Raw genomic sequence first — 25,589 nt, 5'->3', positions numbered from 1 at the left:
GGACAAGCGCCATCCGGCAATTTATCGCCTGGTGTTGGGCGAATTACAGCAGATCGCGGAACTGCGTTTTTTTCAGCGCCAGCTCCACGCCGCGAACTTCTGCCAGTCCTTTCAGGCGACCAATCGCGGAATAGCCCGGATTCGTTTTCTTATGCAGATCGTCAAGCATCTGATGCCCATGATCCGGGCGCATTGGGATCGGACGCAAATCACCCGCTTTCTTACGGCGTTGCTCTTCGCTCAAAATAGCTGCCACCACCGATACCATATCCACATCGCCCTGCAAGTGTGCGCCTTCGTGGAAGGTTTTCGGGTTTTCTTCACGGCAGGTTGAACGCAAGTGTGTGAAGTGAATACGATCGCCAAAGGTCTCAATCATTTTTACCAGATCGTTATCGGCGCGCACGCCGTACGAACCGGTACACATGGTGAAACCGTTATTGATACTGTCTACCGTTTCTTTCAGCCATTGCATATCTTCAATGGTCGACACGATACGTGGCAGACCGAGGATTGGCCTTGGCGGATCGTCAGGATGCACTGCCAGACGTACACCAACTTCCTCAGCAACAGGCACAATCGCCCGCAGGAAGACAGCCATGTTATTGCGCAAATCATCTTTGCTGATCCCATCATATTCCGCCAGGCGCGCGCGGAATTGATCCAGCGTATAACCTTCTTCGGCACCAGGCAGGCCAGCAATAATGTTGCGGGTCAGCTTTTCAATTTCTGCATCGCTCATGGCATTGAAGTAGTCCAGCGCCTGGCGTTGTTCTTCGTCGGTATAATCCGCTTCAGCTCCCGGGCGTTGCAGAATGTGCAGCTCGAAAGCCGCAAAGGCAATCTGGTCAAAACGCAGCGCTTTGGACCCGTCCGGTAGCTGATATTCAAGGTCAGTACGCGTCCAGTCCAGGATCGGCATGAAGTTGTAGCACACGGTATCGATGCCGCAGGTCGCCAGGTTACGAATACTTTGCTGGTAGTTGGCAATCCACGTTTGATATTGACCTGAACGCGTTTTGATATCTTCGTGAACAGGGATACTTTCCACCACCGACCAGGTCAGCCCTTTTTCGGCCAGGGTAGCCTGGCGCTTTTGAATTTCTTCTACGGGCCACACTTCACCGTTGGGAATGTGGTGCAAGGCGGTCACAACACCCGTTGCGCCAGCCTGACGCACATCGTCAAGCGATACTGGATCGTTTGGTCCGTACCAACGCCAGGTTTGTTCCATTACTTCACCTCACAAGTTGTTATACCAAATTAAACGACTTTTATGACGACTACCATACAGGCATCCGGTATACGATCAACACACCGCCCATCATTGATTGATCCAGCTCACATTACCCGGATAAATGAGGCACACCAATTCAATTTGTTGTCATATAACTTTATACTGCCATTGTTAATTAATGGTTAATCAGGTGTATTTAATGAAGACTATTGCCTCAGCGTCTCTTGCGGAAAATGTCGTGATGCCTCAGTACGATCGCCAACAGCTAAAAACGCGGATCGTACATTTTGGTTTCGGTGCATTTCATCGCGCCCATCAGGCGTTATTGACCGACCGGGTGCTGAATGCGCAGGGTGGAGACTGGGGGATTTGTGAGATCAGCCTGTTCAGCGGCGACCGGCTGATGAGCCAGCTACGCGAGCAGGATCATTTATTTACCGTGCTGGAAAAAGGTGCGGCCGGCAACCAGCCGATTATCGTCGGGGCCGTCAACGAGTGCCTGAATGCAAAGCTGGATTCACTGGCGGCTATTATCGAAAAATTTTGCGAGCCTCAGGTCGCTATTGTTTCGTTAACCATTACGGAAAAAGGCTACTGTATTGATCCTGCCACGGGGTCACTCGATATCGCTAACCCGCGTATTATTCACGATCTGCAGACACCGACTGAACCGCACTCCGCGCCCGGAATTATTGTTGAAGCACTGCACCGCCGACGTCAACGTGGGCTGCAACCGTTTACCGTCCTCTCCTGCGATAACATCCCGGACAACGGTCATGTGGTAAAAAACGCTGTACTGGGAATGGCGGAGAAACGCTCACCTGAACTGGCTAACTGGATTCGGGAGCACGTCAGTTTCCCGGGAACCATGGTAGACCGGATTGTCCCGGCAGCGACGGAAGAATCACTGGATGAAATCGCCCGCGAATTAGGCGTGGCAGACCCTTGCGCAATCAGCTGCGAGCCGTTTATTCAGTGGGTTATTGAAGACCATTTTGTCAGCGGCCGTCCGCAATGGGAAACGGCAGGTGTCCAGATGGTCGAAAACGTCTTGCCGTGGGAACAAATGAAACTGCGGATGCTGAACGGCAGTCATTCGTTTCTCGCTTATCTCGGCTATCTGGCGGGATTCCAGCATATCAGCGACTGTATGCAGGACAGCGCATTTCGTGAAGCCGCTTACCGGCTGATGCTCAGCGAACAGGCCCCCACGCTGCAAATTACCGATGTAGATTTGGACCAGTATGCCGACAGCCTGCTGGAACGCTTTGCCAATCCGGCGCTGAAACATAAAACCTGGCAAATCGCGATGGATGGCAGCCAAAAATTACCGCAACGTATGCTGGACGGGATCCGCGTTCATTTAGCACGTCAAAGCGAGTGGCCGCTGCTGGCACTCGGCATTGCGGGCTGGATGCGCTACGTAAGCGGGATTGATGATTCAGGTGAAATTATCGATATTCGTGACCCGATGAGTGACAAAATCCGCACTATCGTCGAACAGAGTACGGAATCAGAACGCGTCAGCGCGTTGCTTTCACTGCACGAAATCTTTGCCACTGACCTCGCGCAGAACCCACAATTCATCGATACCGTGGAACGAGCCTGGCAACGTATCGCCCAATACGGTGCACATCAGGCGGTCATCGAGACGTTAAAAAGTTAACGATTTCTGCCATTAAACGGGACGAAGTTCGTCTTCGTCCTCTCTGCGCTTCTCTTTTCCCCCGTTTTTCGCCAGGATTGTTAAAAGCCATTACGGTAATTTATGAATCTGGAGTAAGCGTGACTAAAACCAATCTCATCACGGGTTTTCTCGGCAGTGGCAAAACCACATCTATTCTTCATCTATTGGCCAACAAAGATCCCGCAGAGAAGTGGGCCGTTTTGGTCAATGAGTTTGGCGAAGTGGGTATCGACGGCGCACTGCTCGCCGACAGCGGCGCAATGCTCAAAGAGATCCCCGGCGGCTGTATGTGCTGCGTTAATGGTTTGCCCATGCAGGTTGGCCTCAATACGCTGTTACGTCAGGGAAAACCGGATCGGCTGCTGATTGAGCCCACCGGCCTCGGGCATCCCAAACAGATTCTGGATTTACTCACCGCGCCGGTTTACGAACCGTGGATCGACTTGCGCGCAACTCTCTGTATCCTTGATCCGCGCCTGTTGCTGGATGAAAAAAGCGTCGCGAATGAGAATTTCCGCGATCAGTTGGCCTCTGCCGATATCATCGTTGCCAATAAATCCGATCGTGCCACGACAGAAAGCGAAACTGCTCTGCAAACCTGGTGGCAGCACTACGGCGGTAACCGCCAGTTAGTTTATGCCGATCATGGACAGATCGACGGACAATTACTGGATTTGCCCCGACTGAATCTGACGGAACTTCCCTCCAGTGCGGCACATACTCACCAGCATGCTGATAAAAAAGGGCTGGCAGCACTAAGCCTGCCTGCCCAGCAACGCTGGCGCCGCAGTCTGAACAGCGGTCAGGGGCATCAGGCCTGCGGCTGGATTTTTGACGCTGACACGGTGTTCGATACCATCGGCCTGCTGGAATGGTCACGTCTCGCCCCTGTCGGCCGCGTGAAGGGAGTGATGCGCATTAAAGAGGGGCTGGTGCGTATCAATCGTCAGGGTGAGGACTGGCATATTGAGACCCAAAACGTCGCCCCTCCAGACAGCCGCATTGAACTCATCTCCGATACTGAGACCGACTGGAATGCATTACAGAGTGCATTGTTGAGGCTTCGTTTAGACGCTGGCGCGTAAGGTTGCCTCCGTTTTATGGCAATGGTAAACGACGATGAAAACCCGATACCCACTAATACTCCTGCTTAATATTGCTGGTCTGGCGCTGTTTTTGTCCTGGTACCTTCCACATGGGCATGGGCTCTGGTTTTCTCTCGATTCGGGCATCTTCCACTTCTTCAATCATAAGCTGGTTGAGAGCCCGCTCTTCCTGTGGATTGTCGCGGTCACCAATAACCGGGCATTTGACGGCTGCTCATTATTGGCGATGGGCACATTAATGCTGAGTTTTTGGTTAAAAGAAACGCAGGAAGGTCGTCGTCGTATTGTGGCAATTGGGCTGGTGATGCTGCTAACAGCGGTGATATTAAACCAACTGGGCCAGGCGCTTATTCCGGTTAAGCGCGCCAGCCCCACCCTCACGTTCGATAATATTAATCGCGTCAGCGAGCTGCTGCATATTTCAACAAAAGATGCGTCCAGAGACAGTTTTCCTGGCGATCACGGTATGATGCTGCTTATTTTTTCCGCATTTATGCTACGTTATTTCGGAAAAGTCGCAGGAATAATCGGCCTTATTATCACTGTGGTTTTTGCCTTTCCACGCGTAATGATCGGCGCACATTGGCTTACAGATATCGTGGTAGGTTCTATGACCGTCGTATTGATTGGCTTGCCCTGGTGGTTAATGACGCCATTAAGCGACCGTCTGGTTACGCTGTTTATTCATTATCTCCCCGGCAAAAACAAACAATTTTTAAACAAATAACGCAAAGTAATTAACATCATCAGGAATGCTTCTGATTTCCTGATGATATCTGCCAGGAAATTATCCTTCTGACTGTCATTCTCCTGTCATATTATTCCTGTTTAAAATGAATGAATTGCGTGTTTTTCACTCTATTTGTTCTTAATTTAGCCAATGCAGTCTATTCACTTTCTGTATCACTTTTTCTTATAAGAAATCACATAAAATCACTCGCAATGACCGGAGCGATCGGGTAACCTCAGACTCGTTTTGCCTCGCGGGATAATTATTCACTATAAGAATAAATTTGTGCGTTCTGCCACAGATTTGACCTTAAAGAATTGTCTCATCATGCGTTGGTAATTAGTCTCGTCACGTTTGGCATTTTTTATAACGATATTTATCGTTAAGGACTTCAAGGGAAAACAAACAAAATGGTCAAATCTCAACCGATTTTGAGATATATCTTGCGGGGCATACCCGCGATAGCAGTTGCGGTTCTGCTTTCTGCATGTAGCACAACGAACACCGCCAGGAATATGCATTCTGAGACGCATGCTGTGGGCAATGGAGATAACTCTTCACTGCAAGCCTCTCAGGATGAATTTGAAAATATGGTACGTAATATCGATGTTAAATCACGTATTATGGACCAATATGCTGACTGGAAAGGCGTGCGTTACCGCCTTGGCGGCAGCACCAAAAAAGGTATTGATTGTTCAAGCTTCGTACAGCGTACGTTTCGTGAGCAATTTGGTTTAGAGCTTCCGCGCTCGACCTACGAGCAACAGGAAACGGGCAAATCCGTTTCGCGCACTAATCTGCGCACAGGCGATCTGGTTCTGTTCCGTGCGGGTTCCACCGGCCGTCACGTCGGTATCTATATCGGCAATAACCAGTTTGTACATGCCTCGACCAGCAGTGGCGTTATCATTTCCAGCATGAACGAGCCTTACTGGAAAAAACGTTACAACGAAGCTCGCCGGGTCCTGAGCCGCAGTTAATTTCGTTTGGCAGCTATCCCTTGGCTATCCTGATGAGACTTATCAAAAGCACTGCTTCGGCAGTGCTTTTTGCGTTGCGCTATGTTTAAGAAAAATCTCACTATACGAATCAATCCAGGTTATAGTTTTACAGATCAAGCCGTTTAATAATAAGCAGATACCCCAGGTAAACATAAGGAACTATGTTCAGACGTCCTTCATCTTCCAGTCGAAATGTCCTTTTTACCTGTATTTTTACGGGGGTAGTCGTCGCGGTACTTGTCAGCACCCTGCAGTTTTTTGCCACCTGGCACAAACGAGATGTAAAGTACGAAACGCTTCTTTCCGATATCGACTATTACATCAGCAGTTACCTCTCAGACCTCAAAAGCACAACAGATGCCCTGCAGCCGCTGGTCTCATACAATTGCCAACAAGTTGCCGCCAGGCTAACCGCCAGCGCAGCGTTTAACCTCAATGTACGCGCTTTTTTATTGGTAAAAGATGGTATTGCTTTCTGCTCATCCGCAACTGGCGCGATGGACTCGCCTATTCTGTCGCTGGTTCCGAAGCTGGATCTCAAGCAAGATGTCGATGTGGAATTATTGTCCGGTACCCCGATGATGCCGGACAATCCGGCAATCATGATTTGGCAGCGGAATCCTTCATTTAAGAATAGCGGCGTGTTTTCCTCACTGAATATCAATCTGGCGCCTTACCTTCTCTATACCGCCCGAGAAGATGATTTTGACGGTATTGCAATTATTGTTGGTGATACCGCTATCACGACATTTTCATCCCAACTGATGGACGTTTCCGCGCTTCCGGATACCACCTGGCGCCAGACGACGCTGAAAGGGATCCCGATGAAGATCCGGCTATACGCGCAAGAGTGGACGTACACTGACGTCTGGTATGCCGTCATGTTGGGATGTATGGCCGGGATCATGACCGGGTTGCTTTTGTGGTACTACAACTACGCCGTTCGTTTACGCCCGGGAAAGGATATTCTCAACGCTATCAAGCACGATCAGTTTTATGTGGTCTACCAACCAGTCGTTGAAATGCAGACGCTGGAAGTAAAAGGGGTAGAAGTATTGTTACGCTGGCGCCACCCGACAACAGGTGAGATCCCGCCAGATGCGTTTATTCACTACGCTGAATCACAGCAAATGATCGTGCCGCTGACGCAGCATCTGTTCAAACTGGTGGCCCGTGATGCCCCCGCATTAAAAAAAGTGTTACCGCAAGGCGCAAAGCTCGGGCTCAACATCGCCCCAACGCACCTGCATGGTGAAAGCTTTAAAGACGATATTCAACACCTGAACGCTTCCCTGCCGCCACACCATTTCCAGGTTGTACTCGAAATCACCGAACGCGATATGCTCAATCAGCATGAAGCCTCAAAGTTATTTGAATGGCTACACGCTGCCGGATTCGAAATTGCCATTGATGATTTTGGTACCGGCCATAGCGCACTCATTTATCTGGAACGCTTTACCGTTGACTATCTGAAAATCGACCGAGGATTTATCAACGCCATTGGGACAGAAACGCTAACGTCTCCGGTACTGGATGCGGTGTTGACACTGTCTAAGCGTCTTAATATGCTGACGGTTGCTGAAGGGGTAGAAACGCCTGAGCAAGCCCGATGGCTGCGCGATCGCGGGGTTCATTTCTTCCAGGGATACTGGATCAGCCGCCCATTAATGCTTGATGATTTTGTACGTTGGATGGCGCAATCCGATAAGCCAACGTGGTGATCGCACCAGGCGATTCATATATTTTCACTCGCCACCCCAACCGCTATTTCTCAGGCAAGAAGCCTGTCGGGTTGTGGCAGGACAAGGAAACCTCTGTGATATGATTCCTCGTGTACTGCTTCTGTTTATCGCCCTTATCGGGTTTAACGTTCATGCCCAATCCATCAAAGAAAGCTACGCCTTTGCCGTGTTGGGCGAACCCAAGTACGCGTTTAATTTTAATCACTTTGATTATGTTAACCCCGCGGCCCCTAAAGGCGGGCAGCTCACCCTCTCCGCCCTGGGTACCTTCGACAACTTCAACCGCTATTCGATGCGCGGCAACCCTGGCGCACGCACTGAAACGCTCTACGATACGCTGTTTACCACCTCGGATGACGAACCCGGCAGCTACTACCCGCTCATCGCTGACAGAGCGCGTTATGCCGATGATTATTCGTGGGTAGAAATCGCGATTAATCCGCGGGCCCGTTTTCATGATGGTTCACCCATTACCGCACGCGATGTTGAATTCACCTTCCATAAATTTATGACCGAAGGCGTACCGCAGTTTCGTTTGGTCTACAAAGGAACGACGGTAAAGGCAATTGCCCCGTTAACAGTGCGAATTGAACTCGCCAAACCGGGTAAAGAGGACATGCTCAGCCTGTTTTCATTACCGGTGATGCCAGAGAAGTACTGGAAAGATCATAAGCTCAGCGATCCCTTATCATCACCTCCGCTCGCCAGCGGCCCTTATCGCATCAGTCAATGGAAAATGGGCCAGTACATTGTTTATTCGCGCGTCAAAGATTATTGGGCTGCTGACTTGCCCGTCAATCGCGGACGCTGGAACTTTGATACCCTCCGCTACGATTACTACTTAGATGATAACGTCGCCTTTGAAGCATTTAAGGCCGGTGCGTTTGACCTGCGTCTTGAGAACGATGCCAAAAACTGGGCGACGCGTTATACCGGAAAAAATTTCGCCAATCATTACATTGTCAAAGACGAACAAAAGAATGAGTCCGCGCAGGACACACGATGGTTAGCCTTTAATATTCAACGTCCAATGTTTAGTGACCGACGTGTACGGGAAGCGATTACGCTGGCCTTTGATTTCGAATGGATGAATAAGGCCCTGTTTTATAATGCCTGGAGTCGGACAAACAGCTATTTCCAGAACACCGAGTATGCAGCCAGGGGTTATCCCGATGCGGATGAACTGGTGATCCTCGCGCCATTGAAAAAAGAGCTGCCACCGGAAGTCTTCAGTCAAATCTATCAACCACCGATGTCGAAAGGCGATGGCTACGATCGTGAAAACCTGTTGAAAGCCGATACGTTACTCCAACAGGCGGGATGGATACTGAAAGGGCAACAACGGATAAATAGCACCAGCGGTAAACCGCTGACCTTCGAGTTATTACTCCCGGCAGGCAGCAACAGCCAGTGGGTGCTGCCGTTCCAGCACAACCTGCAACGCTTAGGCATTACGATGAATATCCGCCAGGTCGATAACTCGCAAATCACTAACCGTTTGCGCAGTCGCGACTATGACATGATGCCCAGGCTCTATCGCGCAATGCCGTGGCCAAGTTCAGACCTGCAAATTCTCTGGGCCTCTGAATATATAGACTCCAGCTATAACGCGCCCGGAGTGCAAAGCCCGGTCATTGATAAACTGATTAGCCAGATCATTGCCGCACAAGGGAATAAAGCCAAACTGATCCCGTTGGGGCGGGCACTGGACCGGGTATTAACCTGGAACTACTACATGTTGCCGATGTGGTACATGGCTGAAGATCGTATCGCCTGGTGGGATAAGTTTTCGCATCCGGCGATCCGCCCGATTTATACCATTGGCATCGACAACTGGTGGTATGACGTCAACAAAGCGGCGAAGCTTCCCGCAGCCAGACGACAGGGAGAGTAAATGGGCGCTTATCTGATTCGACGTCTGCTGCTGGTGATCCCAACGCTTTGGGCCATCATTACTATCAACTTTTTTATCGTACAGATAGCACCTGGCGGTCCTGTTGAGCAGGCCGTCGCCGCCATTGAGTTCGGACAAAGCGGCGCGTTGCCCGGTGCGGGCAGCGAAGGTGTTCGCGCCAGCCACGCGCAAACCGGCGTAGGGAATATCAGCGACAGTAACTACCGTGGCGGTCGGGGTCTGGATCCGGAAGTCATCGCGGAAATTACCCGTCGCTACGGATTCGATAAACCCATTCATGAACGCTATTTCAAGATGCTCTGGGACTATATCCGTTTTGATTTTGGCGATAGTCTGTTTCGCAGTTCCTCTGTTCTTACGCTAATCAAAGACAGCCTCCCGGTGTCCGTTACCCTGGGGCTGTGGAGTACGCTCATCATCTATCTGGTGTCGATACCGCTTGGGATCCGCAAAGCGGTTCACAACGGCAGTCGTTTTGACGTCTGGAGCAGCGCATTTATTATTATTGGCTATGCCATTCCGGCCTTTCTGTTTGCCATTTTGCTGATCGTTTTTTTTGCCGGGGGCAGCTATTACGACCTGTTCCCGCTACGTGGGCTCGTGTCCGCTAACTTTGATGCCCTGCCCTGGTATCAAAAAATTACCGATTATCTGTGGCACATTACCCTGCCAGTGCTGGCAACCGTCGTAGGTGGGTTCGCCGCGCTGACCATGCTGACCAAAAACTCATTTCTGGATGAGGTTCGTAAGCAGTATGTCGTTACTGCGCGCGCCAAAGGCGTTAGTGAGAAAAATATTCTATGGAAGCATGTGTTCCGCAATGCCATGTTGCTGGTAATCGCAGGATTTCCCGCCACATTTATCAGTATGTTTTTCACCGGCTCACTGCTGATTGAAGTGATGTTTTCGCTTAATGGTCTGGGATTACTGGGGTATGAATCTACCGTATCGCGCGACTACCCGGTGATGTTCGGCACACTCTACATCTTCACCCTGATTGGCCTGTTGCTCAATATCCTCAGTGATATCAGCTATACGTTGGTCGATCCTCGTATTGATTTTGAGGGACGCTAATGTCGCGATTAAGCCCCGTCAATCAGGCCCGCTGGGCGCGTTTTCGTCATAACCGCCGCGGCTACTGGTCATTATGGATTTTTTTGGTGTTGTTTGGCCTGAGCATGTGTTCCGAGCTGATCGCTAATGATAAGCCGCTGTTGGTACGCTATGACGGCAGCTGGTATTTCCCTCTGGTTAAAAACTACAGTGAGAGCGATTTCGGCGGCCCGTTAGCAACAAAGGCTGATTATCAGGATCCGTGGCTGCAACACCGTCTGGAGAGACAGGGTTGGATACTATGGGCCCCCATCCGGTTCGGTGCTACCAGCATCAACTTTGCCACCGATAAGCCCTTCCCCTCTCCACCCTCTGCGCAAAACTGGCTGGGTACTGACGCAAATGGTGGTGACGTGCTGGCGCGTATCCTTTACGGCACCCGCATCTCAATTCTGTTTGGCTTGATGCTGACCCTGTGTTCCAGCGTCATGGGGGTGATGGCTGGCGCGCTACAGGGCTATTATGGCGGTAAGGTAGACCTGTGGGGACAACGGTTCATCGAAGTGTGGTCCGGTATGCCAACGCTGTTTCTGATTATTTTGCTATCCAGCGTCGTTCAGCCTAACTTCTGGTGGCTATTAGCGATCACCGTGCTGTTTGGCTGGATGAGCCTGGTGGGCGTGGTACGCGCGGAATTTCTGCGCACCCGAAACTTTGATTATATTCGTGCCGCTCAGGCGCTCGGGGTTAGCGATCGCAGTATTATTTTGCGTCATATGCTACCCAATGCGATGGTTGCCGCCCTGACCTTTTTACCGTTTATTTTATGTGCCTCAATCACCACACTCACCTCGCTGGATTTTCTCGGGTTCGGATTACCGCTTGGCTCGCCATCACTGGGAGAATTGCTGTTGCAGGGTAAAAACAACCTGCAGGCGCCGTGGCTTGGCATCACCGCGTTCATCTCCGTTGCCCTCTTATTATCGCTACTGATTTTTATTGGTGAAGCGGTACGCGACGCATTTGATCCCAATAAGGCGATTTAAGATGACACAACCTCTGTTAGCTATTGACAATTTATCGGTAGGTTTTCGCCAACAGAACACCGTGCGCACCGTGGTCAACAGTCTGTCACTGCGCGTTGATGCCGGACAAACGCTGGCGCTGGTGGGCGAGTCCGGCTCAGGTAAAAGCGTCACCGCGCTTTCGGTGTTGCGTCTGTTGCCCACGCCGCCTGCGGTGTACCTCTCCGGTGATATCCGCTTTCACGGCGCATCACTACTTCACGCTAACGAGCAGACGCTTCGCGGTGTGCGGGGAAATAAAATCGCCATGATTTTCCAGGAACCAATGGTGTCGCTAAATCCACTCCACAACCTGGAAAAGCAGCTTTATGAAGTGCTGTCGCTGCATCGGGGAATGCGTCGGGAAGCCGCACGGGCAGAAATTCTGACCTGTCTGGATCGTGTAGGCATTCGCCATGCAGCGAAACGCCTTACAGATTATCCGCACCAGCTTTCCGGCGGTGAGCGCCAGCGCGTAATGATTGCTATGGCGCTGTTAACCCGCCCGGAGCTGCTAATTGCTGATGAACCAACCACCGCGCTGGATGTCTCTGTGCAAGCGCAAATTTTGCAACTGCTGCGGGAGTTGCAGCGTGAGCTGAACATGGGATTGCTGTTCATCACTCATAATCTCAGCATCGTGAGAAAGCTAGCCGATTCCATTGCCGTCATGCAGAACGGTCAATGCGTTGAACAAAACCGTGCCGAGCCACTGCTTGCCGCGCCAACCCATTCCTACACACAGAAACTGTTAAATAGCGAACCCTCCGGCGATCCAGTCCCTTTAGCCGCCGGACAACCGCCATTGCTGGAAGTGAATGGGCTCAGGGTCGCCTTTCCCGTACGCAAGGGTATCCTCAAGCGCGTGGTGGATCATAATGTCGTGGTTAACAACGTCAGTTTTACCCTCAGACCCGGTGAAACACTGGGACTGGTGGGTGAATCAGGCTCCGGGAAAAGTACCACTGGTCTGGCGCTACTGCGATTAATCACATCGCAAGGCAGTATTGTGTTCGATGGTCTGGCGCTGCATACCTTAAATCGCCGCCAACTGTTGCCAGTACGTCACCGCATTCAGGTGGTCTTTCAGGACCCCAACTCTTCACTGAATCCGCGTTTGAGCGTATTACAAATTATTGAAGAGGGATTGCGCGTTCACCAGCCAACGCTTTCCGCTGAACAGCGTGAAGCGCAGGTAAAAGCAGTGATGGCTGAAGTCGGACTCGATAGCGAAACCCGCCATCGTTATCCTGCAGAGTTTTCTGGCGGTCAACGCCAGCGCATAGCCATTGCCAGGGCATTGATTCTCAAACCCTCGCTGATCATTCTGGATGAGCCGACATCCTCGCTCGACAGAACCGTACAGGCGCAAATCCTCACGCTGTTAAAGTCCTTACAGGAAAAGCATCGTCTGGCTTATATTTTTATCAGCCATGATTTGCATGTTGTACGTGCGTTATGCCATCAGGTAATTGTGTTGCGGCAGGGAGAAGTCGTGGAACAGGGGCAATGCGAGCACGTATTTAACGCGCCACAACAGGCCTATACGCGTCAGCTGCTCGCGCTAAGCTGACGCTCAAAACGGATTGTTGTTTGAAAACGGTTCTGCGATAGCCACGCCGAAATTTTTCAGTCTGCAGGTCGCGGCAAACTCATCCTGGCGATTCACAAACAGGCACGGTTCCCCTTCACATTCCAGCACGGAACAAGGTACCTCAATGTCGCTGAGAGCCTGGCTAAGTTTATGCATGACTGACCATGCGCTGTCACCATCAGGACTAAGCAATTTGAGGGCCACCAGGCTGTTCTCATTGTTCTGACCGTTGTGCGGAATCGGTTCAACCTTTGAACCTGCGAAACCCACCGACCAACGATAGCACTGCGGCAGACGATGAACGATTGAGAGTTGTAATGTCATCACTTTCTTTCCCTGGAAGTACAATCACTTCACAATTATTTTACATCAATATTAACACATCATTGACAATACGTCTTTAGACAGTTGGTAAACGTTTACACCCAGTCTTTATGCCGCTTTCCGAACCCACTATTTAAATTTATTCAACGGTTCAGGCATGTTTCCGCGCTATATGTACTCGTTTCTGCGATCTAACTCAACCTTTTTAACTACAATGATGTGACTTTTTACATAAATTGATTTTACATAAAATAAACATAAGCGGGGGAAATGATAGATTTGCGGTTGATGTACATCAACTCTGGAGGCCTTATGACCCCCAGGTTGTGTAATAGATCACCGTTTTTTGGCGCGACTGGCGTAGAGATAGAAGAGAATTGAGCTGGTGGCGCAAAACGCTATCGACCATATCATTGGCCAGGCCGAGTTAAAGGTTGCCAGAGATAACAGCGCGCCAACAATCGCGCCGATGCCAAAACGAAACGTCCCCGCCAACGATGAGGCCGTCCCGGCCATGTGTGGAAACTCATCCAGAATGACCGCCATCGCATTTGATGACACCATAGACACACAACCTACAAACGCCGCAACACCGACAACCAGTGCCCAGAATCCAACGCCGAACAGCGCGCTGAATACCATCCAGCCCGCCATCACAAACTGGATCCACAGCCCGGTACGGAACATATTTAGTGCACCAACCCGCCGAACAAAGCGGCTGTTGATGATGGTCATCACGAACAGGAACACAATATTCAGCGCGAAGTAATAGCCGAAATTCTGCGGTGAAACGTGGTTGATCTCAATGTAGACAAAAGGTCCGGCGCTCAGGAAAGAAAACATCCCGGCAAAGCTAAACCCACTGGCCAGCATGTAACTCAGGACGCGCTTGTGGCGAAACAGCGAGGCAAAGTTGCCCAGAGTCGTGCGCAAGCGAAACGGCTGGCGACGCTCTACGGGCAAGGTCTCTTTGATCAGCGTAAAGATCATCACCGAGGCCAGAATCGCCACCACAGCGAGGATCCAGAAGATATAGTGCCAACTCAGCCATACCAGCACCCAACCGCCCACAATAGGTGCCATCAGTGGCGCAATCGTCGTCACCAGCATGACAAATGACATCATGCGCGAGAATTCTTCTTTCGGATAGATGTCGCGCATCAGGGCATTGATGACCACGCTTGCCGCCGCAGCTGCCAGACCATGGAAGAAACGCATAGTGATCAACTGATCGATAGTTTGCGCCAACGCACAGGCGACCGCTGCTGCCGCAAACACCAGAGTCCCGCCCAGTATCACCGGTTTACGCCCGATGCTGTCGGCCATCGGACCATAGATCAACTGCCCAACCGCGAACCCCAGAATATAGGTACTGAGGGTCATTTGCGCGCTGCCTGCCGGCACGCCAAATTGAGCAGAGATCACCGGCAGTGCCGGAAGATACATATCGATCGACAACGGCATCAACATGGCCAATAAGCCAAGGATAAAAACAATGGCAATTGAAGAGTTCTGCCGGGTGGTCACATTTAGCTCCTGAAATTAACGCGGGGTTAAGTTAACGCTGGCGATTTCTTCTTCGGTCAATGGACGGTATTCTCCGGGCGCCAGATCCTCATCAAGCTTGATGGCACCGATGCGTTCACGATGCAGTTCCACAACGTGGTTTCCCACGGCGGCAAACATACGTTTAACCTGATGATAGCGCCCTTCACTGATGGTCAAACGTACCTGAGTCGGCGTAATCACTTCCAGCACGGCGGGTTTGGTCAGGTCTTTCTCATTGTGCAACTGTACGCCACGGGCAAACAGTTCGGCGGTATCATCTGCCACTGGCGACTCCAGTGTCACCAGATAGGTTTTCTCACAATGGTGGCGAGGCGAAGTGATGCGATGAGACCACTGTCCGTCGTCGGTCATTAACACCAGTCCGGTGGTATCGATATCCAGACGCCCTGCCGCATGTAGTTTGTGCGCGACAGGTTCATCAAGGAAATAGAGCACAGTCGGGTGATCCGGGTCATCCGTTGAGCAAACATAACCCTGGGGCTTATTCAGCATAAAATAGCGCGGGCCATTTTGTTGAACCAGGGAATTACCGTCATATTCTACGTCGTGCTCTGGCAGCAGCTTAAAAGCGCTATTTCTGACGATTTCGCCGTCGACGGTAACACGGTTACCACGGATCTCACGCCCGGCAATAGCGCGGCTGACGCCGAGTTGCTGAGCGATAAATTTATCAAGTCGCATGAGTGTGATTTTGCCTGTAACAATACGGAAATCGGGCGTTATGCCCGAAAAGTGGAGCCGTTTTCCGCTCAGTATAACGAGCTAACAACTTCCCTCAAGGGAAAAAGATTCGTGGCATACTATACGCGAGACTGTTACATATTGTGAGCCCATGATTTTTACTCTTCGTCCTTACCAAAAAGAAGCCGTGGATGCCACGCTCAACCATTTTCGCCATCACCGTACTCCGGCAGTTATCGTCCTCCCCACAGGCGCAGGCAAAAGCCTGGTGATTGCCGAGCTGGCCCGCGTGGCGCGCGGTCGCGTACTGGTACTGGCGCACGTCAAAGAGCTGGTCGCGCAAAACCACGCGAAATATTGCGCGCTGGGGCTGGAAGCCGATATTTTTGCCGCAGGTCTGAAGCGTAAAGAGAGTCACGGGAAAGTGGTATTTGGCAGCGTACAGTCGGTGGCGCGCAATCTGGACGCCTTTCAGGGAGAATTCTCCCTGCTCATCGTCGATGAATGCCATCGCATTGGTGATGATGAAGAGAGCCAGTATCAACAAATCCTGACACACCTGACCAACGTAAACCCTCACTTACGCCTGCTCGGGCTTACCGCCACGCCTTTTCGTTTGGGCAAAGGCTGGATTTATCATTTTCATTATCACGGAATGGTGCGCGGCGATGAAAAAGCACTGTTTCGCGACTGCATTTATGAATTACCGCTGCGCTACATGATTAAACATGGCTACCTGACGCCGCCAGAACGCCTCGACATGCCGGTCGTACAATATGATTTCAGCCGCCTGCAGGCGCAAAGTAACGGCCTGTTTAGCGAAGCGGACCTGAATCAGGAACTGAAAAAGCAGCAGCGAATAACGCCGCATATCATCAGCCAGATTGTCGAGTTTGCTCAGACACGCAAAGGGGTAATGATTTTCGCCGCTACCGTTGAGCACGCCAAAGAGATAGTCGGCCTGCTGCCTGCTGATGATGCGGCGCTTATCACCGGGGACACGCCTGGCGCTGAACGCGACGTGTTGATTGAAGAGTTCAAAGCCCAACGTTTTCGCTATCTGGTGAATGTGTCGGTCCTGACCACTGGCTTCGATGCCCCGCACGTCGACCTTATCGCCATTCTGCGCCCGACCGAGTCAGTTAGCCTGTATCAACAAATTGTCGGTCGTGGGTTGCGCCTGGCGCCGGGGAAAACCGACTGTCTGATCCTTGATTACGCCGGGAATCCGCACGATCTGTACGCCCCGGAAGTGGGTGCGCCCAAAGGGAAAAGTGACAACGTTCCGGTACAGGTGTTCTGTCCTGCCTGCGGATTTGCCAACACCTTCTGGGGCAAAACAACGGCCGACGGCACGCTGATTGAGCACTTTGGCCGCCGCTGTCAGGGATGGTTTGAAGATGATGACGGCCATCGCGAACAGTGCGATTTTCGTTTCCGTTTTAAAAACTGCCCGCAGTGCAACGCGGAAAATGACATCGCCGCCCGCCGTTGTCGGGAGTGCGACACGGTACTGGTTGACCCGGATGACATGCTGAAAGCCGCGCTCAGGCTTAAAGATGCGCTGGTTCTGCGCTGCAGCGGGATGGCGCTACAAAATGGGCAGGATGAAAAAGGCGAATGGCTGAAAATTACCTATTACGATGAAGATGGCGCCGACGTCAGCGAACGCTTTCGCCTGCATACTCCCGCGCAGCGTACAGCCTTCGAGCAACTGTTTATTCGCCCGCACACCCGAACGCCCGGCATTCCCTTACGCTGGATAACCGCCGCCGATATCCTCGCCCAGCAGGCGCTGTTACGTCATCCTGATTTCGTGGTGGCGCGCATGAAAGGTCAGTACTGGCAGGTCCGTGAAAAGGTCTTCGATTATGAAGGACGCTTTCGTCGGGCACATGAATTACGCGGTTAATCGTACTTTTGATTGATGTACCAGCCGTTTGAGTATAGAATCTCGCCCGCTTTTGCATACGCAAAGCAGATCACTTACCTGTTGCTGGGTCGCCTGTAGCAGGAATTATTAAAGAGAGATTTAAATGTTTACTATCAACGCTGAAGTACGTAAAGAGCAGGGTAAGGGTGCGAGCCGCCGCCTGCGTGCCGCTAACAAGTTCCCGGCAATCATCTACGGTGGCGCAGAAGCCCCGATTGCTATCGAACTGGATCACGATGCAGTTATGAACATGCAAGCTAAAGCTGAATTCTACAGCGAAGTTCTGACCATCGTTGTTGACGGTAAAGAAGTTAAAGTTAAAGCTCAGGCTGTACAGCGTCACCCGTTCAAGCCGAAGCTGTCTCACATCGACTTCGTTCGCGCGTAATCGCAAACAAGTTGAAGAAAAACCCCGCCAAGGCGGGGTTTTTTTATGGGATTTTGTAATCGATACTGATGGTTCTCGTCGACCGGATAAGGCGTATACGCTCTCACCCGGCAAACGGTTTTATTTCCCGCCCGACGTGCGACGCTGGAGCTGATCGCGCAGGTTCGGCGGCGTACCTTTGATGGTCAAAGTATCTGTAGCCGGATCCCAGAAAATACGTTCACCCAGTAACATGGCGTCGAAGTTGATGGTTAACCCACCGCCGCTTCCGGCAAATTTGGTTAACTGACGCAGCGTACTGCGATCCGCCGGAAAGCTCTCTTCCAGCTCGTAGCCTTTATCTGCGGTAAATTCGCTGAAGCTGACTTCACTGACGCCGGAAAGCTCTTTGGACAGCGACTCCAGCTCGATCTCTTCACCGGCTTGTAGCTGTTCGTTGCAGTAGCTGTACACCTGCTGACGCACGTTCTGGCGTTCAGCTTTATCGAGCTGCGCCTCGGCAGTAAAGTCGTCCACTGCCTGCAGCAGGCCACGGTTTTGCGCTTTGGCATTCAGACCTTCGCTGGCACCGAGGAAATCCATAAAGAAATCGGCGACTTTGCGCCCTACCCGCCCTTTCAGGAACGTCAGATAGCGCGTGGACTCCGGATTGGTTTCCCACTCGGTTAAATCAATACGCGCCACGATATCCGCATGATTGATGTCCAGATAGTGCGTCGGATTGATATCCAGATTTTCATTGACGCGCATGCTACTTAAATTGTTCAGCACGGCGACCAACAGATACTCTACCGCCAGATAACGGTAATGGCAGAACAGGACAATACCGCCGTCGGCAAAAGGATATTTCGCCAGCTCGTCCCGCAAGCGTCCGGTCGCGGCACGACTAAATGCCAGAAAATCCTCTTCACCCTGACGCTGTAAACGCAGCGTTTGCGCCAGTTCACTCTCTTCGCTAAACAGGCCATAGGCTTTATTCTTGGCGCTATACACCCGGTGCAGCTCAGCCATCATCTCGACAACCGTCGCTGTCGGTTCCAGTAATGAATCGCGCAAGACCAGCTCAAGGTTCTGCTCGTCACGTTTGATAAGCTGGTGCAGGGCAATCTGGTTGATATCCAGACTCATGATAAACTCTCCTTTTAGACCGGGCGGTATTCAACCACCTGCCGGGCAGTGACGCAATAGAAGATAAAAAAGCAGAAAAAAAACTGTCTGTACGGTAATATGTTGCCCTTTCATGAACAGACTGATTTCGATTTATGCCACAAATTTCCCGCTATAGTGACGAACACGTTGAACAACTGCTGAATGAGATGCTCAACGTACTGGAAAAACATAAGGCGCCAACCGATCTTTCCCTGATGGTATTGGGAAATATGGTGACTAACCTTATCAATACAAGCATCGCACCGGCCCAGCGCCAGGCGATTGCCAACTCTTTTGCCCGCGCATTGCAGTCTTCGGTAAACGACGACCAAGCGCATTAAGAGCCTGCTCCGGGGAAACGAACAACAGTTTATGGTAACTCATCGTCAGCGCTACCGTGAGAAAGTCTCCCAGATGGTTAGCTGGGGGCACTGGTTTGCCTTGTTCAACATTCTGTTGGCCATGGTACTCGGTAGCCGTTACCTGTTTGTCGCCGACTGGCCGACAACGCTTGCAGGGCGTGTTTATTCCTATGTAAGCCTGGTCGGACATTTTAGTTTTCTGGTGTTTGCCACCTATCTGCTAATCCTGTTTCCTCTGACGTTTATCGTCATGTCCCAGAGGCTGATGCGATTCTTATCAGCCATTCTGGCGACAGCAGGTATGACGCTGTTGCTCATCGACAGCGAAGTGTTCACCCGCTTCCACCTGCATCTCAACCCCATCGTCTGGGAGCTGGTCATTAACCCTGACCAGAATGAAGCGGCGCGTGACTGGCAACTGATGTTTATCAGTGTGCCAATCATTCTGCTAATCGAAATGCTGTTTGCGACCTGGAGCTGGCAGAAACTGCGCAGCCTGACGCGTCGCCGCCATTTTGCCAAACCGTTAGCCGCATTCTTCTTCATTTGCTTTATCGCCTCGCACGTGGTGTACATCTGGGCTGATGCCAACTTCTATCGCCCGATTACCATGCAGCGCGCAAACCTGCCGCTCTCTTACCCGATGACGGCGCGTAAGTTTCTGGAAAAACATGGTCTGTTGGATGCGCAAGAGTATCAACGCCGCCTGATTGAACAGGGTAATCCGGAAGCGGTCTCCGTCCAGTATCCGCTCAGTGAGCTGCGTTACCGTGATATGGGAACGGGTCAGAATGTCCTGCTGATCACCGTTGACGGTCTGAACTACTCGCGCTTTGAACAGCAAATGCCTGCTCTGGCAGAATTTGCCGGGCAGAATATCTCCTTTACGCGCCACATGAGTTCGGGAAATACTGCCGACAACGGGATTTTTGGCCTGTTTTATGGCGTTTCACCAAGCTACATGGACGGCATTTTGTCGACCCGAACGCCTGCCGCGCTAATCTCTGCGCTGAATCAACAAGGCTATCAGTTGGGATTGTTCTCCTCTGATGGCTTCACTAGCCCACTGTATCGCCAGGCATTGCTGTCAGACTTTTCGATGCCAAACGTGCAAACGCAATCTGATCAACAAACTGCAAGCCAGTGGATTAACTGGCTGGGCCGCTATGCGCAAGATGATAACCGTTGGTTCTCATGGGTTTCCTTTAACGGAACGAACCTTGATGACAGCAACCAGAAGAATTTTGCCAAACGCTACGCCAGCGCGGCGCAAGATGTGGATGCCAACATCAACCGTATACTCAGCGCCCTGCGTGACTCCGGCAAACTGAACAACACGGTGGTCATTATTACCGCGGGCCGGGGCGTGCCGTTGACGCAGGAAGAGAATAACTTTGCCTGGTCGCGTGGCCATCTACAGGTGCCTCTGGTTATTCACTGGCCGGGAACACCTGCGCAGCGTATTAATAGCCTGACCGATCATACTGACCTGATGACAACACTGATGCAGCGCCTGCTCCACGTCAGTACCCCAGCAAGCGAGTACTCACAGGGTCAGGATTTGTTTAATGCAACACGCCGCCATTACTGGGTCACGGCAGCTGACAGCAGCACCATGGCCATTACCACACCAGAGATGACGCTGGTGCTTAATAACAACGGTAATTACCAGACCTATAATTTACGCGGCGAGAAAATTAAAGATCAGAAACCGCAGCTAAGTTTGCTGCTGCAAGTGCTGACGGATGAGAAACGATTTATCGCTAACTGATTAATTATAAATCAGTTAGCAGTCCATCCTCTTGCATTCGTGGTGGAAAGCAGTAGTATTAGCAGCCATAAGTGTCGGCACGTAGCGCAGCCTGGTAGCGCACCGTCATGGGGTGTCGGGGGTCGGAGGTTCAAATCCTCTCGTGCCGACCAAAATTCCCCAAAAAAACCAACCTTCTACGGTTGGTTTTTTTATGCCTGTTTTCTGTATGGGGAAGCAATGGGGAATTATCGGGGAAAAACCCCGGCGCATATGTGAAGGATCTTTGGTGAATTTAGGAACCAGTGCATCGCTACGTTTATCGGCATTCTCCAGCTTGATAAGTCATTAGCAGTTGCTAATGACTTATCACCGTTCTTAATTTTCTCAACGGCCTTATCAAGTTTGTCTGAAGATGTTGCACAAAGGAAATTATTCTCAACAACAACTACTTACGATTATATTTTAGCACTTGTAAATAGAGCAGTAGCCAAACTCCTGCCCCTCCCCACACACCAATAATTGCACCAATTTTTCCAGCTAAGATATATTCCGAAAAGGGAACATCTCCTTTACTGATCAGCCAGGTACTAGCAACCATTCCAATAGAGAACGTAACTGCCAGTATAAACACCAACTTAATAAGTTCTAATAGAGGATGTTTCATTTACTATCTCCATTAGCTTCTTTTTGCGTCACATTGCCAGTCCATTCTGAGATTACAGAACCACCAAAACCACCCAGTATACCAGGGTATGGGCTCATTTGACCGCCCTGATATATACCGTATCCGATAGATTTTTCCGAATATTTCAGTGAATACTTACTGGCATTCATTCCTAGCTGATTTTTTATATACTGTGATTCAAACTTATTAGTAATTGAAGCACCAATATTATAGCCAAAACCTGTACCGGCCATACTGCCCACTACTGATGCGGTACTGTCCTGGCCTTCAATCTGACTGCTCATGTAAGCGCTACCGGCCCCTAACAACTGGTTAGCGTAATATCCTTTCCTGGCTGTACCTACACCAGTTAAGCCTGACATCATGAAACTGAGGTAATCGAACTTCTCACCGGTATTGCCGGTTGCAACCTGGACAGCCCCATTTGCTCCGTAACTCAACCCGGCACTAACAAATTTTTCCGTCAGCGTGGCTGATGACGTTAACAACGAACCCGCTCCGGCAACCGTACCCCAATAATTTTCTGGCTCACCGAAGAAAGCCAGAGCTCTATCACCCTGTGACGTATTGCTATTCAGATAGTTTAAGTCGTAGCGGTTACCCTCAATGACGTAGTCCTTCACATCCGGGTTTTCCAGCGAACCATACAGCCAGCCAGGCCGACCTGCCGCGCTAAGTCCGCCCTCAATATTCCATTTATCTTCCCCGGACAGCGCCGTCAGAGGGTCGGCAGCCAAATCAATATGCAATTTCAGCCGGTTATCAGCACTAATTACAGCATACTTGTTCTGAATATCTCCGCATTCACGACCGGCTTTACGACAGGCAGTCATTTCTCTGTCAAAAGCATGAGCCTCGTCGTAGCTCAGATAGTTATTCTCAATCGCATTTTTCCCGGCCTGCGCCCCGGCAGCCGCCGACGCCGTGCTATCGCCCGACAGACCACCGGCCATCCCTGCTGATATCGTTGCCAGCGTGCTGATGGTCTGCTTCTGATCCTCACTCAGTTGCGACAGGTCAGTCACATCAGGATACAGCATACCTGCAATCGCCCGGGCCGCAAGTTCACCCGTTGCCGCACCCGCTGCGCCCGCCGCCGCGCTGTTGCCCTGCATCGCCGCCACTGCGCCGCCCAATATCGCGTGGGCAATGACATTTACCGCAGTATTGCCCTCTGTCGATTTAAGCAGATGCGCCAGCTCCGGTGCCGACGCCCCCGCCAGCGCGGCCCCCATATCACCGCCAGCCAGCCCCTGAAGCGCCGCCGTTGCCGCCTGAATCCCCCGCTGAATATCGCTGCCCGTGCCATACTTCGCCAGTTCTTCCTTATACTTCGGCGTATCTTTCAGCTTATCCGCAGGCAGATTCGGATTGTCCCTGCGCGCCTCTTTCAGCGCATTTATCTCTCCCTGTGTTCTGGCAATATCCGCTGCCTGACCGCCAATATCACCGATGAGACTTACCGTCTGCAGCCGCTTCTGCTCTTTCTCTTTGTCAAAAATCGGGCTGATGCTGTCGTTCGCATGTTCCGTATCACGGCTCAGACCGGATACATCCTGCTGCTGGTTCGCTGTATCACGAACCGTAATTGTTCCTTCCGCTACCGCCGCCTGCGTAGTTCCTTCCGCATGCCCGCTGTTGCCACCCGCTGAAATCATTCCACCCGGCATATTGCCTTTGAACGCGTCGCCGCCCAAAGAACCGCCGCCGCTCAGGCTGACGCCTGAATGACTGACCTTAAAATCCGCTTCGTTATGAATGTCCCTGAACCCCAGCGTTCCGGTATCCAGGCTGTTTTTGTCCCCCGTTGCCGTCGAAGCGATTACCGCGCCATCCAGTTGCGTGTGACGTCCCACCGTCACATCAAATCCGCCATCGCCGGCAAAAAGCCCTGTCTGCTCCTGAACCGAGTCATAAGTACTTTTCATCTTGTCCTGGCTGGCGCTGATATAGCCCGAACCGGTCATGCTACCGAAGGTAAAACTGCCGCCTGCCGCTACGCTGTTCTGCTTCGATTTGTAGTCGTTGCTGTCCTGCTGGCTGCTCATCCACAGGTCGCGACCAATATCCGCGACCACTTTATCGCCGCTGACCTGCGCGCCATTCAGAAGGGCATCGCGACCACTGGTCATCGATACAATGCCACCGCTGTCCAGCGTGGTCTCCGTCCACGCCGTGCCGTTACCCTTCTCATGTCCTTTTGCCGCATTCACGTTGGCGAAGACGCTGATACCATAGCCATTGGTTCCTCCGCCAATGCTGACCCCTACACCGCCGCCGCTGCTGCTATTTTTCCCGGTTGTCTGTTGAGTGTTTGCCGCACCGCTCAGTACGATATCATTCGCTGCTGCAAGCGTGGTGTCCCCACCCGCCTTTATCTGGCTGCCGCCGATCAGAATATCGCCGCTGTTCCCGCTCTGACCTTTACCCGTCGCCGTAATAGCCAGATTGTTGCCTGCATTCAGGGTGCTGCCTGCCACAGTATCACTCCGGGCATGCTGCTCAGACTTTGATTTCTGGGAAGTCAGAGAAATGCTGACGCCTATACCGTTATTCGGATCGCCGCCAGCCTGAGCAACTGCAACCCCCTGCGCAGCCTGCACGCCGGAAAGCGCCGCTTTCGTTGCCTTCAGAGCCGCAAGACGATCGTCACTCTCATCTTTCGCATCCTGCGCTGCTGAAACCGCGCTGTTCACCGCACTGCCCACAGCCCCTGACAACGCCACCGTCAGTCCGCTGGTTTTCTGCTCAAACTTCTCATCACGGGTGCGTTTGTCGTGTCCCGGTTCAATAAGTACACTATCGCCGCGAACAGCAATATCTTTCTGGGCGATGATATCCGCGCCGCCGATATGTGCCTGCTGGCCTGCGGTGATACTGACGTTGCCCCCCGTAGAACCGACCGTACTGAAGCTCTCGCTTTGGGTGGTGCCTTTTTCGCGCAGATCGTGCGTCGTTTTACTGCTACCGATGGTGAAGCCGATCCCGCCCGACCCCATCAGCCCGCTCTTTTTCGTCTCTTTAAAGCGCCATGAGGTATCCGTATTGGTGGCCGCAACAATATCCACATTGTTGCCAGCCCCCAGCGCCACATTGCCGTCACCGGCAACGGCTGAGCCCTGTACCAGAATGTTATTCCCGGCGGCGACAGTCACATTGTCCCCGCTCAGCAACGCGCCTTTTTCCCGCGTAGCACTGTCTTCTTCAATCGTATGGGTAGTCTTTTTACTGAGGAATCCTTTTTTGGTTTTCGTGGTTTCCTGGTAGTGATAATCGCTCTCTGTGGCGGTCGTGAGATTCACATCCCGGCCTGCCGTGACGCCGATATCGCCCTGCGCCGTAACATCCGCTGCCTGCGCACTCACATCGCGCCCGGCGATAATGACGGTGTCGCCGCCGCTGGCAACTTCCGTCCCCTGCTGGCGTACGGCGTCATTGACCACGGTTTTCTTCTTCGCACGATAGCTGTCGCCGTCGGTTGTTGCTTCAGCCAGCAGGTTGACATCACGCCCGGCCAGCAGACCCACATCATTTTCCGCTGCCAGCCCGGCCGCGTGAGAATTAATATCCTGACCCGCTTTTAACACCAGATTGTCACCCGCTGAGACGGTGGTAC

19 protein-coding genes, 1 tRNA gene and 1 pseudogene are annotated in these 25,589 nt (G+C 51.7%); 14 read left to right on the top strand and 7 right to left on the bottom strand.

The genetic code is table 11. The annotated features are described in order from the left end of the window. Positions 1–43: 43 nt before the first annotated feature. Entirely contained in the window at positions 44–1,234 is a 1,191-nt protein-coding gene (gene uxuA, locus G8S19_RS07525; RefSeq protein WP_048211147.1) for a mannonate dehydratase, read from the bottom strand. 202 nt (positions 1,235–1,436) lie between these two features. On the opposite strand from uxuA, the gene G8S19_RS07520 reads away from it, so the two are divergent. The 9 genes from G8S19_RS07520 (at position 1,437) to yejF (ending at position 13,108) form a co-directional block, all read left to right on the top strand. After that, positions 1,437–2,903 (top strand): mannitol dehydrogenase family protein, encoded by a 1,467-nt coding sequence (locus tag G8S19_RS07520; RefSeq protein ID WP_253686402.1) that lies wholly within the window; start codon positions 1,437–1,439, stop codon positions 2,901–2,903. 119 nt (positions 2,904–3,022) lie between these two features. Further along, positions 3,023–4,009, top strand: coding sequence for a GTP-binding protein (locus tag G8S19_RS07515; RefSeq protein WP_048211145.1), 987 nt, complete (start codon positions 3,023–3,025; stop codon positions 4,007–4,009). Positions 4,010–4,043: 34 nt separating this feature from the next. Continuing rightward, entirely contained in the window at positions 4,044–4,757 is a 714-nt protein-coding gene (locus tag G8S19_RS07510; RefSeq protein ID WP_048211144.1) for a phosphatase PAP2 family protein, read from the top strand. Positions 4,758–5,170: 413 nt separating this feature from the next. Continuing rightward, positions 5,171–5,740 (top strand): bifunctional murein DD-endopeptidase/murein LD-carboxypeptidase, encoded by a 570-nt coding sequence (gene mepS / locus G8S19_RS07505; protein ID WP_003027474.1) that lies wholly within the window; start codon positions 5,171–5,173, stop codon positions 5,738–5,740. Positions 5,741–5,922: 182 nt separating this feature from the next. Further along, positions 5,923–7,482: a cyclic di-GMP phosphodiesterase gene (locus G8S19_RS07500; protein WP_048211143.1), complete on the top strand. Its 1,560-nt coding sequence runs from the start codon at positions 5,923–5,925 to the stop codon at positions 7,480–7,482. A 100-nt stretch (positions 7,483–7,582) separates the two neighbouring features. Beyond that, the gene (locus G8S19_RS07495; protein WP_124021784.1) at positions 7,583–9,397 is read left to right on the top strand and encodes an extracellular solute-binding protein; all 1,815 of its coding nucleotides are present in this window, start codon (positions 7,583–7,585) and stop codon (positions 9,395–9,397) included. Beyond that, positions 9,398–10,492: a microcin C ABC transporter permease YejB gene (locus tag G8S19_RS07490; protein ID WP_137345559.1), complete on the top strand. Its 1,095-nt coding sequence runs from the start codon at positions 9,398–9,400 to the stop codon at positions 10,490–10,492. Continuing rightward, positions 10,492–11,517, top strand: a complete 1,026-nt coding sequence (locus G8S19_RS07485) for an ABC transporter permease (protein ID WP_048211141.1) — start codon at positions 10,492–10,494, stop codon at positions 11,515–11,517. Before G8S19_RS07490 ends, G8S19_RS07485 begins: the two co-directional genes overlap by 1 nt. A 1-nt stretch (position 11,518) precedes the next feature. Beyond that, on the top strand, positions 11,519–13,108 hold the full coding sequence (gene yejF / locus G8S19_RS07480) for a microcin C ABC transporter ATP-binding protein YejF (RefSeq protein WP_048211140.1): 1,590 nt from the start codon (positions 11,519–11,521) through the stop codon (positions 13,106–13,108). Between the two features lie 3 nt (positions 13,109–13,111). Here yejF and G8S19_RS07475 read toward each other — a convergent pair whose 3' ends face one another. The 3 genes from G8S19_RS07475 to rsuA all read right to left on the bottom strand — a co-directional run bounded on the left by G8S19_RS07475 (position 13,112) and on the right by rsuA (position 15,703). Further along, positions 13,112–13,456, bottom strand: a complete 345-nt coding sequence (locus G8S19_RS07475) for a YejG family protein (protein ID WP_086523392.1) — start codon at positions 13,454–13,456, stop codon at positions 13,112–13,114. 333 nt (positions 13,457–13,789) lie between these two features. Continuing rightward, positions 13,790–14,980 (bottom strand): Bcr/CflA family multidrug efflux MFS transporter, encoded by a 1,191-nt coding sequence (locus tag G8S19_RS07470; RefSeq protein ID WP_253686400.1) that lies wholly within the window; start codon positions 14,978–14,980, stop codon positions 13,790–13,792. Positions 14,981–14,995: 15 nt separating this feature from the next. Beyond that, the gene (gene rsuA / locus G8S19_RS07465; protein ID WP_061068181.1) at positions 14,996–15,703 is read right to left on the bottom strand and encodes a 16S rRNA pseudouridine(516) synthase RsuA; all 708 of its coding nucleotides are present in this window, start codon (positions 15,701–15,703) and stop codon (positions 14,996–14,998) included. A 151-nt stretch (positions 15,704–15,854) separates the two neighbouring features. Between rsuA and G8S19_RS07460 the strand changes: the two genes are divergently transcribed. Then, positions 15,855–17,615: a DEAD/DEAH box helicase gene (locus tag G8S19_RS07460; protein ID WP_061068182.1), complete on the top strand. Its 1,761-nt coding sequence runs from the start codon at positions 15,855–15,857 to the stop codon at positions 17,613–17,615. Between the two features lie 124 nt (positions 17,616–17,739). Further along, positions 17,740–18,024 (top strand): 50S ribosomal protein L25, encoded by a 285-nt coding sequence (rplY, locus tag G8S19_RS07455; RefSeq protein ID WP_003027502.1) that lies wholly within the window; start codon positions 17,740–17,742, stop codon positions 18,022–18,024. A 120-nt stretch (positions 18,025–18,144) separates the two neighbouring features. On the opposite strand, the gene yejK is transcribed toward rplY, so the two are convergent. After that, positions 18,145–19,152 carry a nucleoid-associated protein YejK gene (yejK, locus tag G8S19_RS07450; protein WP_005129293.1) on the bottom strand — a complete coding sequence of 336 codons (1,008 nt, stop codon included), beginning with the start codon at positions 19,150–19,152 and terminating at the stop codon, positions 18,145–18,147. A gap of 134 nt (positions 19,153–19,286) precedes the next feature. On the opposite strand from yejK, the gene G8S19_RS07445 reads away from it, so the two are divergent. The 3 genes from G8S19_RS07445 to G8S19_RS07435 all read left to right on the top strand — a co-directional run bounded on the left by G8S19_RS07445 (position 19,287) and on the right by G8S19_RS07435 (position 21,458). Then, positions 19,287–19,514: a YejL family protein gene (locus G8S19_RS07445; protein ID WP_003027506.1), complete on the top strand. Its 228-nt coding sequence runs from the start codon at positions 19,287–19,289 to the stop codon at positions 19,512–19,514. 31 nt (positions 19,515–19,545) lie between these two features. Further along, on the top strand, positions 19,546–21,306 hold the full coding sequence (yejM, locus tag G8S19_RS07440; protein WP_061068183.1) for an LPS biosynthesis-modulating metalloenzyme YejM: 1,761 nt from the start codon (positions 19,546–19,548) through the stop codon (positions 21,304–21,306). A gap of 75 nt (positions 21,307–21,381) precedes the next feature. Next, positions 21,382–21,458: transfer RNA gene (locus G8S19_RS07435), tRNA-Pro, on the top strand. A 275-nt stretch (positions 21,459–21,733) separates the two neighbouring features. Here G8S19_RS07435 and G8S19_RS07430 read toward each other — a convergent pair. Together G8S19_RS07430 and G8S19_RS07425 are read right to left on the bottom strand one after the other, a co-directional pair. Beyond that, a complete protein-coding gene (locus G8S19_RS07430) occupies positions 21,734–21,952 on the bottom strand; it encodes a hypothetical protein (RefSeq protein WP_253686398.1) in 219 nt (72 codons plus the stop codon). Then, positions 21,949–25,584: pseudogene (locus G8S19_RS07425) on the bottom strand (hemagglutinin repeat-containing protein); the annotation flags it as partial. The pseudogene G8S19_RS07425 and the gene G8S19_RS07430, both read right to left, overlap by 4 nt. Between the last annotated feature and the right edge of the window lie 5 nt (positions 25,585–25,589).

The sequence above is a fragment of the Citrobacter sp. SX206 genome, from assembly GCF_024181025.1.
Classification (GTDB): domain Bacteria; phylum Pseudomonadota; class Gammaproteobacteria; order Enterobacterales; family Enterobacteriaceae; genus Citrobacter; species Citrobacter youngae.
This window is presented reverse-complemented; position numbering and strand designations above follow the sequence as displayed.